A 14363-nucleotide genomic window follows, 5' to 3' on the forward strand; every position below is an offset into this window, starting at 1 on the left:
TCTTACCATCAAAAAATTAGTCTCGCTTGAACAAGTATTTCAGAAAAGGTCTTAAAGTTGTTTTATGGATTATCGCCAGTGTGATTTTACTGGTGGTACTTGTTGCGTTCTCGCTAAATATTCCCGCCGTACAGAATTTTGTAAAGGATAAGGCCATCAGCTATCTTAAAAATAAAACCAAAACCGAAGTAAGGTTGGAAAGCATTAAAATTGCGCTTCCAAAAGATGTGGTATTGAATAAATTCTACATCGAAGATTTAAATAAGGACACGTTGTTGTATGCTGAAAAACTACAGGTTGACATCAGTTTATTCAAACTATTAAAAAACACGGTTGAAGTTAATTATATCGAATTAAAAGGAATTAGGGCTAACGTTAAACGTGTAAATCCAGATACTACGTTTAATTTTTCTTTCTTGGCAGATGCTTTTGCCAGCGAGCAGAAAAAGCCAGAAGAAGAAGTTCAAAAAGACTCTACTTCTACACTTAAATTTTCTGTGGATAAAGTTCGATTTGAAGACATCGGCCTAACCTATCGTGATGATGTAGCAGGCAACAATGTAAAATTCTATTTGGGCAAGTTAGAAACTGACATCAAAGATTTTGATTTAGCCAACCAGAAATATGTAATTAAGAATTTTGCTGTTAATAACACCTCACTACTCTACTTACAGCAAAAACCTTTAACTCAATTGGTGCAACACTTAACCAACAGCGTAGATAGCGCAGAAAAAGAGCAGGGGAAATTGCCAACAATTGAAGTGCAAAAATTTGAGTTTAACAAAGTAAAGGTAAACTACGACGACCAATTGACCACAACTAATGCGATTGCCAATGTAGACAAACTGCATTTCAATAATTTGAAGGTTGATTTAACAAATGGAAGCTACACCACAGATAATGCTGAATTAGCTAACTCGTTCATCAAATTTGCGTTTAAACCTGCTCCTTCAAATGATTTGAGTAAAGTAAAAGATACGGTTATTGCAGAACAGTCTTCATTATCATTGGCCATCAAAAAAATCGACTTAGTTAACAACCAACTACAATTCGATAACCTTGGAGCAAAACCACTTAAAAAAGGAATTGACTTCAACCATCTAGACATCAAAGGATTGAATTTGGGTGCTGAAGACGTAAATTACAGCAGCAAAGGCATCACAGCAAAAGTTAAAAATGGCTCGTTGAGCGATAAAAGCGGATTTGTGTTAAGCACTTTGAGAGGCGATGCTATTTACAACGACAAGCAAATCAAACTAACTGATTTTGTGCTGAAAACACCTAATACCAGCATCGAAAACGAAACTGATCTAACTTTTACTTCGCTGGATGATTTGACCAAAAATCCAGAACGTGTAAAGTTGGCGATTAATGTGAAAAATACTACTATAGGCTTAAAAGATGCCACGTTCTTTAGTGATGCCCTACCTAAACAATACACCAACCAAAAGATAAAAGTTGATGCTAAAGTTGATGGCTTTTTAAATCAGCTGAATATTTCCAAATTGCAGATTAGCGGATTGAGAAACACTCAAATCGACGTTAGTGGTAAGGCAAACAATGTTACTGATATCAATAAGGCATTTCTAGATTTGAACATCAAGAAAGTTCATATTACCAAAGGAGATATCTTAGCAGTTGTACCTAAAAAATCATTACCTCCAAGTATAGAATTGCCTAATGTTATTGATGCCAACGGTAAATTCAAAGGTTCGATGACCGACTTCACTACCAATTTGAATGTACGTTCAGATATGGGATCCGCAGTTCTGGCAGCGAACATGAATGGTCCGAAAGGCAACGAAAAATATAAAGCAGATATTAGCCTAAACAACTTCAATGTTGGTAAATTACTGAAACAGCAACCTACTTTGGGCAGGGTTTCGGCAAAGGCAGATGTGGTGGGCACCGGCTTAGATCCTAAAAAAATCAATGCTAAATTTAATGCAACAGTCTTGAGTGCGTACTACAACAAGTATAATTACCGCAATCTTAAATTATCGGGCAATTACGCTAACCAAAAAGTAGCCATAAAAGGTAGTATGCCAGATAGCAATGCCAATTTTGATTTAACTGCAAATGCTGATTTAGCCGGAAAATATCCAGCGATAAAAGCAAATCTGGCACTTAAACAAATTGATCTGCAGAAATTAAATTTTAGCACCACTGAGTTCAGAATTGCTGGAAATATCAAAGCTGATATCAAAACAATGGATGTGGACTATTTAAATGGCGATGTTTTTGCCACAGGTTTACAGCTGGTTAAGGAAGGTAAAAAATTCAACGTTGATACTATTCAATTAAATGCAGTATCAACGGCAACCGAAAACAAATTAGTACTTAAATCTGAGTTGATTAGTGCTACTATAGATGGAAAATACCAATTAAGTAAAGTCGGAAATGCCATTATCAATCAAATTAACAAGTACTATGCTTTTGGCGAAGTAACCAACGTACCACCACAACGAATCCGCTTTACAGCAAATATTTACAACCCTAAGTTTTTGCAAGATTTTGTACCAGCATTAACCACTTTTGCACCATCTAAAATTAATGGATTAATCGATACAGAAAAGGATAGCTTGCTGATGAATGCTGTTTTCCCGAAAGTAACGTACAACGGAATCAACCTAGACAGCATCAAATTAAATGTTGCCAACGAAGCAGAAAAACTAAATTATAGGTTATTTGTAAACAGCATTCAAAACACTTCTATTGCTTTGTTTAACACCGAAATTTCTGGTTCGGCCGCCGACAATAAATTAGATTTAAATGTTTTCTTACGTGACAGACAGCGCAAAGATAAATATGTGATTGCTGGCATTTTCCAATCTATTAACAAAGATTTCCGTTTCAATTTAGATCCTGAAAAACTTCTGCTAGATTACGAAAAATGGACGGTTGCACCAGAAAATTATATTCAGTTTGGTGAATCTGGAATTTTAGCTCATGAATTTAACATTAGTCAAAGTTCACAGTTGTTGAGTATCAATAGCACTTCTGATCAACCTAATTCTCCCTTAAAAGTAGAGTTCAAAAACTTCCAAATAGAAACGTTAATGAAGTTTGCAGAAACTGATACAGCATTGGTAGGTGGCGCAATTAACGGAACAGTAGACGTGAAAGATTTGGTTTCAAATGCAAAGTTCGAAGCAGATTTAACCATCAACAAATTACGTTACCAAAAAGATGAATTGGGTGACCTGAAAGCCATCGTTAACAACAATACAGAAAATGCTTTTGAAGTGGATGTAAGCCTGCAAGGAGCGCATGAAATGTCGGCAAAAGGCTTTTACTATACTGCACCGCAAAGCAACCTAGACCTAAACGTAAACATTGGCAAAATTGATTTAAGGCAGATTGAAAGCGTAAGTGCAGGGCAAATCAAAGAAGGTAAGGGTACTATTTCGGGGCAATTTACCGTGAAAGGTGAATTATCTAAACCTCAGATTTTAGGTGCTTTGAAATTTAATGATGCGGGTATGCGAATTGCCTATATCAACTCTTATTTTACCATGCCAACGCAAGAAATTGCTTTCAATAATCAAGGAATTCGATTTAACAATTTCACTTTAGTGGATTCTTTAAACAAAAAAGCGACAATCAATGGTACCATCAATACCAGCGATTTCGGCAACGTAGGATTTGGGCTTGACATCAAAACCGACAACTTTAGAGTGATGAACTCTAACGCTGAAGACAATGATATGATTTATGGAACGGTGTATTTGAGTAGCAATATCCGTGTTCGTGGTGACATGAACAAACCAGACGTAAACATGAACGTAACGGTAGAAAAAGGAACGAAATTCTTTTTTGCAATGCCTGTTAACGACCCTTCGGTAATTGACCAAGAAGGTATTGTGCAATTTATAGATGAAGATGCACCTCCTTTTAACGGACAGAAAGACCTAAAAGCAGATAGCGTAAGTAAATCGGCAATTAAGGGAATTAACTTAGTGGCTGATATTAATGTAGATCCAGAAGCGGAGTTAAACGTAGTGGTAGACCCTGCAAACGGAGATATGTTGACTGTAAGAGGCGATGCAGATTTAAATGCGACCATGGATCCAAGTGGTAAAATCAGCATGACAGGTCGATATGAAATTGTGGATGGTTCTTATAGCCTTTCAGTAGGCCCTTTGGGTAAAAAACCTTTCAAATTAGTAAAAGGAAGTACAATGGTATGGACAGGTGAGCCTACTGAAGCAAATGTAAATCTAACGGCGTTGTACGAAGTAAATGCAGCTCCGATAGATTTACTCAACACGCCAGACGACCCAACTACAAAAACGAAACTACCATTCCAAGTTTATTTGTACATGAAAGGTGAGTTAATGAAACCTATCATTTCATTTAAAATTGATTTACCAGAAAATGAAAGAGGTACAGCAGTAGGAAGTCAAGCTTATACCAAGTTACAAAGCGTGAATAGAGATGAAAACGAGCTGAATAAACAAGTATTTGCCTTGTTGGCTCTTAATAGATTTATCGCCAATAATCCATTCCAAAGTTTAGCCGGTGGCGGTGGCGGAGTTTCTACCCTAGCTCGTTCTAGCGTAAGTAAATTGTTAACTGAGCAATTGAATAACTTGGCATCAGACTTAATTCAAGGAGTTGATTTGAATTTCGGAGTGAACTCCTCAGAAGATTACTCTACTGGTAGTTTAGAGCAAAAAACTGATTTAGAAGTGGGGTTATCTAAAAAATTGTTTAGTGATAGGTTAACCGTAACCGTGGGCAGTTCATTCGCTCTAGAAGGACCACAGCAAGCTAACCAAAGTGCTACAAATATTGCTGGTAATGTTAATGCAGAATATGCCCTTTCTAGAGATGGCAGGTATCGCTTAAGAGCTTACAGGCGCAACCAAACTGAAAGTGTAATTGAAGGTCAAATTATAGAAACTGGCTTAGGATTTACCTTAGTGGTAGATTACAATAGATTTAAAGAAATATTCCAAAAACGTAGAAATAGAAACAATGTTGAACAAAGACCAAAAAATGAGAAAACTAATTAAGATAGGAGCTTTCGCATTGGCATGTTCAATTTTTGCCAATTGTAGCAACACTAGGTATTTAAAACCTGGACAAAACCTTTATACAGGTTCAGAAATCAAAATCAACCCTGATTCTGCTGCCAAAATTGACAACCAAAAACAAGTTAAAAAAGAGCTGGAAGGCAAAACCAGACCACGCCCTAATAAATCTATCTTAGGTCTTAAACCAAAGTTATTTATCTATAACCTAGCCGGCGAGCCTAAAAAACCAAAAGGAATTAGAAACTGGCTACGAAATAAGGTTGGAGAGGCACCTGTACTCATGAGCGAATTAAAAATCAAATACAATAACGATGTATTGAAAAGTTACTTAATTAGCCAAGGTTATTTACAGGCCGAAGTTACTGGCGATACCGTAATTAAAAATAAACGCGGAAAAGCAATTTACACTGCTATCACTGGTACTCGATACAAAATCAACAAAATTACTTTTCCACCAGATAGCGGAGATTTAACCCATGTTATCAATCAAAATAAAGAGAATACACTGTTAAAAGTGGGTAATTTTTATGATTTGGATACTTACAAAAACGAACGTATCAGAATTGATAATGACTTGAAAGAAAGCGGATATTTCTACTTTAGTCCAGAGCATTTGATTTTGCAAGTAGACAGTACCATCGGCAAAAACTTGGTTAACATCAATGTGCGCATCAAAAATATAGCTCCCGAAGCTTCGCTAAAACCCTACACCATCAGGAATATCAATATTTATCCTAGCTATCATCTTCGTAGAGATAGCGTTTTAAGGAGTTTAGAGCCGCTAAAATATAATGATTTCAACATATATGATAACAGAGATACATTTAAACCTAGGGTTTTTGACAGGTTAGTTTTCTTTAAAAAAGGTGAAAGATATAACCGAAAAGACCATAACCAATCGTTGAACAGAATGGTGAACATAGGTGCGTTTCAAGATGTAAGAACAGAGTTTTTACCGATTGACAGCTTCAAGAATAGCCAGTTAGACTTGAATATTTATCTCACACCTTTGAAAAAAAACTCTTTAACTTTTTCTGTAACAGGAACTAACAAATCGAACAACTTTGTAGGTTCTGAGCTAAAAATCACCCAAACTACCCGTAATATTTTCAGAGGCGCAGAACAGCTGGATGTGAGTGCGAGTGGTGGTTTCGAAACGCAATACAGCGGACAAGCGAGTGGCATTAATTCATACTCTTTAACTGGAGAAGCTAAATTAACCTTCCCTCGTTTTATTGTGCCGTTTTATAAACCCAAAAGTACAACGGCATTTATTCCGAAAACAATTGCTTCGTTATCTTATCAATTATTAAGCAGAGATACGGTTTACAAACTGAATTCATTTAAAGCACAGTATGGTTACAACTGGAAAGAAAATCAGTTCAAGGAACATAATTTCAACCCTATATCTGTAAACCTAGTTACTTCTAATAAAGATACAGCTTCTGCCGCTTACAAGCTATTAACTGATCAAAACCCAGGATTGGAATATACCCTGCAAAACCAGTTTATTATAGGTAGCAATTACAATTTCACGTATACCAATCAAATGCAAGACAAACGTAGGCATAATCTGTATTTCTTTGGAGGATTAGAAACCAGCGGTAATGTTTGGGGATTATTTACTCCAAAAAATGCAGAAGGCAAAAAAGAAATATTTAACACAGCTTTAACTCAATTTGTAAGGGTAGAAACCGACTTACGAAGTTACTACAAGGTTACACCAACAGTAATTTGGGCCAATCGGTTGAATTTAGGTTATGGTTATGCTTATGGCGGCAGCACTTCACTCCCATTTGTTCGTCAGTTTTTTGCAGGAGGTACAAACGATATCAGGGCGTTTAGAGCTAGGTCTTTAGGACCCGGAACTTATCAAATCCCAAACAACAACACCGGATTTGCCGACCAAGGTGGTGACATCAAAATGATGCTCAACTCAGAATTAAGATTTAAAATAGTAAGCATTTTACACGGTGCAGCTTTTGTAGATGCCGGAAATATCTGGTTACGTAAAGAAGATCCGTTAAGGCCAGGTTCTGAGTTTAAATTACAAAATTCGTTAGATGAACTGGCGGTTGGTACCGGCGTTGGTCTAAGAGTAGACGCAACTATTTTTGTTATCCGCCTAGATGGTGCTTTCCCTATTCGCAAACCTTATTTACCAAGTGGGCAACGTTGGGTAATTAACGATGTTGATTTTGGTAGCAAGGCGTGGAGAAGAGACAATTTGGTATTAAATATTGGTATTGGTTATCCGTTTTAAATTGATTGATAGTTGACGGCAGACAGTCAATAGCTATTAAATGATAACAAATATTGATAACTTCATTTCTTCGCGACAATTAACTTATCAGCAATAAACTATCATCTATCAACCTAAGAAACAAAGAGAATGAAAAAAATACCTAGCAAAATAAAATCATTTTTTATACATGCCTACCATCTATTTATTGCGGCGGGCAAAGGTTTTGTAGAAGATCGTGTAATGAAATTAAGTGCTGCATTAGCCTATTATACTATCTTTTCACTAACTCCATTAATCATCATCATCATTTCTTCAGCCTCGATTTTTTTGGGAGATAATATGGATCCCAACACCAAAATATTTGGAGAAATTAGTGAAATGATTGGTGTAGAAGCTGCCAATCAATTACGGACTTTCGTTAACAATGCCAATCTTTCCGGCCGAAGTACCTTTGGCTTAATTATAGGTATAGCTACACTTGCAATTGGTTCTACCGCTATTTTCATCGAGATACAAGACAGTATTAACCTAATTTGGAAAGTAAAGGCTGTGCCTAAAAAAGGATGGAAAAAACTAATCACCAATCGCTTATTATCCTTTTCATTGATTGCGTCGCTAGGTTTTTTGTTATTGGTATCCTTAGTAGTAAATAGTGTAGTAGTAGGTATAGGTGGCAAACTTGATACTTACGCAGCTAAAATAGGCGTCGAAGAAGTCTCTGAATGGCTAATGCTTATTGTGACCAATGCTTTAACAATTGCGGTAGTAACTACTATTTTCGCGATCATATTTAAAGTATTACCAGATGTGAATCTTAAATGGAAACCGGCCCTAGTTGGCGCATTATTTACGGCTTTACTTTTTAGTTTGGGTAAATACGCTATTGGTATCTATATTGAAAAGGGTAATCCGGGGTCAGCTTTTGGTGCAGCAAGTTCTATTATTGTAATTTTAGTATGGATTTATTACACCGCAGTAATACTTTATTTTGGCGCAGAGTTTACGCAAGCTTATGCAGAGAAATTTGATACGGGCATCGCTCCTTCAAAATATGCGGTACATCTAAAAACCATTATCGTAGAAAAAGAGGTAAAAGAACTTCCTCCACAACATCCAGAAGACACCATCAATCCAGAAAAGGAATAAAGAGAAAAAGGGTTAGCAATTTGAATTACTAACCCTTTCTATTTCAATTAAATTACCTTTAAGATGAAATATGAGCAGCTATCTTGTCTATAAGTTCTTTTTCAGAATAAGGTTTTAGCACCAAAGCATTCATGCCCGAATCTAAATATCTTTCTCTATCTTCTTCCATTACATTGGCAGTAACACCTAAAATCGGCACACTTGCTTTATTCGCATTGGCTTCGGCTCTAATTAATCGAGTTAGTTCTACCCCTCCCATTACAGGCATTTGCACATCCGTCAAGATTAAATCGTAGTTATTTTTTTCAAACAATTGATAAGCCTCTGCTCCATCATTGGCTACATCTGTTAGCATCTTGTATTTTTTCACTACCGTTTGTGCCAATAGAATATTCAGTTTATTATCGTCGACCAACAAAATACGCTTGCCTGCTAAATGAGAAATATCAGCAATCACCAATTTTTTTTGCTTATTGGTTACATCAAAACAGAATTCGTAAGGGATTTCAAAAGTGAAATTAGACCCTTTATTCAACTTACTGGTTAAGCCAATTTTACCTCCTTGCAACTCTACTATCTTTTTGCAGATTGCCAAACCTAAACCTGTCCCTTTCTGTGTGTTTTTGGTAGCTGCATAGTTAGCTTGTGAAAATTCATCAAAAATGACCAAAGCATCTTTATCCTCTATACCAGCACCGGTATCAATTACCTGAATTTTAAGTATGCCTTTTTTCTTAGCGTTGGTAATGATATCAGCTTTTAATATAACTGAACCTTTATCCGTAAATTTAATAGCATTGCTTAATAAGTTCATAATAACCTGCTTAAGCCGTAAGGAGTCGCCGCGTAAACTTGTCTTCGAATCAAAAGAAACCTGTTTCTCAAGCTTTAAGCCTTTGCGTGAAGCCAATATAGCAATGCTATTAAACACCTCGTTTATAGCATCTGCTGGGGCGAATGAAACCTTATCGAAATTAATTTTCCCCACTTCATATTTTGAGAAATCGAGGATGTCATTAACCAAATCGAGCAACAGTTCAGAAGAAGTTTTAATTGCATTTATCTGTTCCTTTTGTTGTTCAGAAAGCTCGTTTTGACTTAGCTGCTCCGAAAAACCTATCACAGAGTTGAGAGGTGTGCGAATTTCATGGCTCATATTAGCCAAGAACCTGCTTTTCGACTGGGCATATAACGCAGCCTTTTGCCCGTAGTCAATCAAATTATTTTCGTTCCGGTAAATTTTCCAAAGGTTAAACAAAATTGCTGCTACCAAAAGTGCCAATAAGCAAAAAATAAAGAGGTAAATTTTATTGATGCTTTTAAACGTGTTATCTAAATCGTAATGAATAGTTCTTTTTGTTTGAGCTACAAAAGAGGTTTCCTTTGCTTTAAAATCTTGTATTAGCGCTACAATTTCATTAACAATTTTAGAATTAATGCGTAGAACTTCAATTTCGTTGTTTTTTAAAATTTTTCTGGTATTGTACAAATTGCGAAAATAAGTATTGATATTCCTCAATTGCATTTTATTGTAATTTCTACTCGTTAACGAGGTGTCTAAGGTAATTTCTTTCCTTACAATTGTAGCACTTGTATCTATCTTTTTCTTTTGCTTAAATGCATCAGCAATTCTTCCAATTAAGCCTTTTTCTTCTCGCTCTTGTTTAGGTTTAATGGTATCAATAGTAAGCATAGTTTTAAACTTACCCCTAGTAATCTCCAAGCCTTTGGTCCAAGTACGCTCTTTTACCGTATCAATTCCCGAACTAACATACATTAAGCTATCTGTAAGTTGCTTTAATTTCAGATAGAGCTGCATTTTTGCTCTTTTTTGCTCTACTAAACCCTTAATATTTTGAGACTGATTTTTAGTGTTATCCTTAATATTTAAGCCTTCTAAAATTCCAGAAACTTTTTCAATTTCTTTTGAGAACTGCCTAATGTAGACGTTATTGCCTGTGGCTTCAAATAAACGGGAATTATTATCAGCTCTGTACAATACCAATATGCAGGTATCTAATTTTGCATAGTCGTTTTCTAAAACATCAAGCTGATCCACGTTAGTGGAAAGTACGTTAATACGATTACTACGGGTGTAGAAAAAAATTGCTGAAATGAAAAGAGCTAATATTAAAATTACTATCAGTCCAAACCGAGCAGAGCTTTTCTTATTGTTGATGGTCATGCGTTAAAGTGAATCGTACAAATGCAAACAAATTTCAAAAACTATACCTTTTAACCAGTAAAGATTTGAGCTTAATACAAATATATACTAACACCAAGAAACAAACGACTTAACCAACTACAAACCTACAACTTACGGTTTTAAGCCACATCTAAATCTTCTGCTTCTTTCTCCACTTGTTCTACTTCATCTTTTTCTATGCGTAGATTTCTGATGATATGTTGTTGCCTATCGGGGGTATTTTTACCCATGTAATACTCCAATAAGCTCTTAATAGTCTGCTCTTTCAAGATTACAGGATCTAAACGAATATCCTTACCGATAAACAAGCCAAATTCATCAGGAGAAATCTCTCCCAAACCTTTAAATCGAGTAATTTCTGGCTTTCCACCTAATTTTGAAATCGCATTCCGACGTTCTTCGTCGCTGTAGCAGTAAATGGTTTCTTTTTTATTTCTTACTCTAAAAAGTGGTGTCTGCAAAATATAAACGTGACCAGCTTTCACCAAATCAGGAAAAAACTGCAAAAAGAAAGTCATCATCAATAAACGAATGTGCATACCATCCACATCGGCATCAGTAGCAATTACAATGTTGTTATAGTGTAACCCTTCTAAACCATCCTCAATATTTAGCGCATGTTGTAAAAGGTTAAATTCCTCATTTTCATAAACCACTTTTTTGGTTAGTTCGTAGCAGTTCAATGGCTTGCCCTTCAAACTAAATACCGCCTGTGTTTCTACATCTCTTGATTTCGTGATAGACCCAGAAGCAGAATCTCCCTCGGTAATAAATAAGGTAGTTTCATATCTGCGTTCGTGGCTGGTATTGAAATGAGCCTTACAATCTCTCAATTTTTTATTGTGCAAAGATGCTTTTTTAGCTCTATCGTTCGCTAGTTTTTTAATTCCAGCAATATCTTTACGCTCACGTTCAGATTGTTTAATTCTGGCTTCAATAGCATCGGCCACCTCTTTGTGCTTATGTAGATAATCATCCAATTCCTTTTTCAAGAAATCATTTACAAACGTACGAACTGTTTGCCCTTCAGGAGCAATTCGCTCAGACCCCAATTTGGTTTTAGTTTGAGACTCAAATACTGGCTCCTGCACTCTGATCGCAACCGCGGCAATAATCGAAGCCCTGATATCTGAGGCATCGTAATCTTTATTGTAGTACTCCCTGATGGTTTTTACCACAGCCTCACGAAATGCCGCTTGGTGCGTACCACCTTGAGTGGTGTACTGTCCGTTCACAAAAGAGTGATAATCTTCACCATATTGTTGACCGTGAGTCATCGCTACCTCAATATCATGGCCTTTTAGATGGATAATAGGATACCTGATTTCTTCTGGCTTATTCTGTCTTGAAAGCAAATCGTACAAACCTCTTTCAGAGAAATATTTTTGATTATTGAAGTTGATAGTCAAACCTGTATTCAAAAACACATAGTTCCAAATCATACTTTCAACGAAATCCGCAATGTAATGGTAGTTTCTAAAGATAGTTTCGTCTGGATGAAAAGTAATAGAAGTACCGTTTCGCTGAGTAGTTTCAATTTCTGGATGTTCTAAAGTAACCAAGCCCTTGCTAAACTCTACTTTCTTAGTTTTGCCATCTCGATAACTTTGTACTACAAAAATGCTAGAAAGCGCATTAACGGCTTTCGTACCTACCCCGTTCATCCCTACCGATTTTTGGAAAGCATTACTGTCATACTTACCACCAGTATTCATTTTAGAAACACAGTCGATAACTTTACCCAAAGGAATACCGCGACCATAATCACGTACAATTACCTTGTGCTCGTGCAGGCTGATGTCTATAGTTTTACCGGCACCCATCATAAACTCATCAATCGAGTTATCCAGTATTTCCTTTAACAATACATAAATACCATCATCTTGTGCCGAACCATCGCCCAACTTACCAATATACATACCAGGACGGCGGCGAATGTGTTCTTGCCAATCTAAGGATTTAATACTGTCTTCGTTGTAAATAGGTTCTGCCATAATGCTTTTATGATGTTGTCAATTAACCATTAAGGATAATGAAGCTTATTATTCATTTCTTAACTTATTAATGGTTTTTATAAAAAAATCAGTATTACAAATTTAATCAATTTTAGGGGCTTTTTTTAGGTAGATTTCCACATTTGAACAAATGCAAAACATGCTCTGTATTTTTTTGATGATGAAATTGTTGGGCAGCTTTTTATTGTTAAATTGTGTTCGGATTTTCTATCGTCATTGCGAGACACGAAGCAATCCTACGACAAAATGCTTTTAATTTGCTTTAAGATTGCTTCGTACCTCGCAATGACGTGATGCATAAACAACCCTAAACCAACAACAAACTAAAAAATTCAGATGAACCCTGAGAAAAAACAACTTTCCCTCTTCGACCTGTCGATGATTGTAGTAAGCCTAGTGATAGGCATGGGGATTTTTAGAACCCCAGTTAACGTAGCTGCCAAAGCACAAATTCCCGAATTGTTTTTCTTAGCATGGATGGTTGGCGGTTTTGTGGCTCTTTGTGGCGCCTTAACTTATGCCGAAATTGGTTCACGTTATCCTGTTACTGGTGGATATTATAAGATTTTCTCCGTTTGCTATCATCCCTCCATCGCATTTGCCATTAACTGTATTATTGTGGTAAGCAATGCTGCTTCGGTAGCAGGGGTTTCCTTGATTGGTGCCGAATACCTAAACAAAGCACTTTTCCCGCCAGAAATGCAGACTAACGACCACCGTATTCTAATTGGGCTGGTTAGTATCATCATTTTTTACACCATTAACCTAATGGGATTAAGAACCAGTTCTAGGACACAAAATATTTTGACGATCATCAAATTGGTGATGGTTATCACCCTGATTTGCGCTATATTTTTTGGGGCACAAACGCAGCAATTCCCTTCTGTTTTTAGCACCTCAGATGGATTGCCAGCTACGTGGAGCGATTACGGAAAAGCACTCGGCATCTGTTTAATTGCAGTCTCCTTTAGCTTTGGCGGCTATCAACAAACTATCAATTTTGGTGGCGAAGCAAAAGATGCAAAAACGGTGATTCCTCGCTCGATTTTAGTTGGCTTGGGAATTATCATCACTTTGTACATGGCTATAAACTATGCTTACGTCAAAGTAATTGGCTTCGAACAGTTAAAATCGGCACAAAGTATTGCAGCAATTTTAGCTGGGCAGATATTTGGTCCAACGGGTTTCACCATACTTTCGGTACTGATATTTCTTTCGGTACTAGGTTATGTAAACGTGAATTTATTAAGTAATCCAAGGGCAATGTATGCCATGGGCGAAGAAGGTGCACTACCTAAAATCTTTACCAAAAAGACTAAGAAAAACGATGTAATGGTGGTAAGTTTAACCCTATTCACCATTCTTTCTATTGTTACTTTATTTTACGCACAAACCTTCGATAAGATCTTAAACTACACCATTTTCATGGACGGAGCTGGTATGATTTTTTCTGCAGCAACCATCTTTTATCTTCGTAAAAAAACAGCACATCTAGACAAAAACACCATCTATACCATGAAGCTGTATCCGTTAATGCCAATAATTTTTATAGCGGCATATTTATTTGTAGCCATCAGCATTTATAATGATGACTCTGAAGCTGCGTTAAATGGGATTTACATTTTCTTAGGTTTTGTAGCCATTTACTTTATCCAAAGATTTTTTAACAAGAAAAAAGTAGCGTAGTAAGAAATGTTGCTTTGGTCTTTTAA

The 14363-nt window shown here is 36.4% G+C and carries 6 protein-coding genes; 4 read left to right on the forward strand and 2 right to left on the reverse strand.

Translation table 11 applies throughout. From position 1 onward, the window contains the following. The first annotated feature begins 26 nt into the window (after positions 1-26). The 3 genes from CRO54_RS10870 to CRO54_RS10880 all read left to right on the forward strand — a co-directional run bounded on the left by CRO54_RS10870 (position 27) and on the right by CRO54_RS10880 (position 8430). On the forward strand, positions 27-5018 hold the full coding sequence (locus CRO54_RS10870) for a translocation/assembly module TamB domain-containing protein (protein WP_097131843.1): 4992 nt from the start codon (positions 27-29) through the stop codon (positions 5016-5018). Continuing rightward, the gene (gene tamL / locus CRO54_RS10875) at positions 5002-7302 is read left to right on the forward strand and encodes a translocation and assembly module lipoprotein TamL (protein ID WP_097132341.1); all 2301 of its coding nucleotides are present in this window, start codon (positions 5002-5004) and stop codon (positions 7300-7302) included. Before CRO54_RS10870 ends, tamL begins: the two co-directional genes overlap by 17 nt. 129 nt (positions 7303-7431) lie before the next feature. Further along, complete coding sequence (locus CRO54_RS10880; RefSeq protein ID WP_097131846.1) at positions 7432-8430, forward strand: YihY/virulence factor BrkB family protein; 999 nt, start codon at positions 7432-7434, stop codon at positions 8428-8430. Between the two features lie 58 nt (positions 8431-8488). Here CRO54_RS10880 and CRO54_RS10885 read toward each other — a convergent pair whose 3' ends face one another. Together CRO54_RS10885 and CRO54_RS10890 are read right to left on the reverse strand one after the other, a co-directional pair. Then, positions 8489-10615 carry an ATP-binding protein gene (locus tag CRO54_RS10885; RefSeq protein WP_097131848.1) on the reverse strand — a complete coding sequence of 709 codons (2127 nt, stop codon included), beginning with the start codon at positions 10613-10615 and terminating at the stop codon, positions 8489-8491. Positions 10616-10755: 140 nt separating this feature from the next. Then, entirely contained in the window at positions 10756-12630 is a 1875-nt protein-coding gene (locus CRO54_RS10890) for a DNA topoisomerase IV subunit B (RefSeq protein ID WP_097131850.1), read from the reverse strand. A gap of 357 nt (positions 12631-12987) precedes the next feature. On the opposite strand from CRO54_RS10890, the gene CRO54_RS10895 reads away from it, so the two are divergent. Continuing rightward, the gene (locus tag CRO54_RS10895; protein ID WP_097131852.1) at positions 12988-14337 is read left to right on the forward strand and encodes an APC family permease; all 1350 of its coding nucleotides are present in this window, start codon (positions 12988-12990) and stop codon (positions 14335-14337) included. Positions 14338-14363 lie beyond the last annotated feature (26 nt).

The sequence above is a fragment of the Pedobacter xixiisoli genome (assembly GCF_900215335.1).
Classification (GTDB): domain Bacteria; phylum Bacteroidota; class Bacteroidia; order Sphingobacteriales; family Sphingobacteriaceae; genus Pedobacter; species Pedobacter xixiisoli.

Coding starts and splice junctions, on each gene's coding strand:
- tamL (WP_097132341.1), top strand. CDS start 5,002: ATGAGAAAACTAATTAAGATAGGAGCTTTCGCATTGGCATGTTCAATT.
- CRO54_RS10880 (WP_097131846.1), top strand. CDS start 7,432: ATGAAAAAAATACCTAGCAAAATAAAATCATTTTTTATACATGCCTAC.
- CRO54_RS10885 (WP_097131848.1), bottom strand. CDS start 10,615: ATGACCATCAACAATAAGAAAAGCTCTGCTCGGTTTGGACTGATAGTA.
- CRO54_RS10890 (WP_097131850.1), bottom strand. CDS start 12,630: ATGGCAGAACCTATTTACAACGAAGACAGTATTAAATCCTTAGATTGG.
- CRO54_RS10895 (WP_097131852.1), top strand. CDS start 12,988: ATGAACCCTGAGAAAAAACAACTTTCCCTCTTCGACCTGTCGATGATT.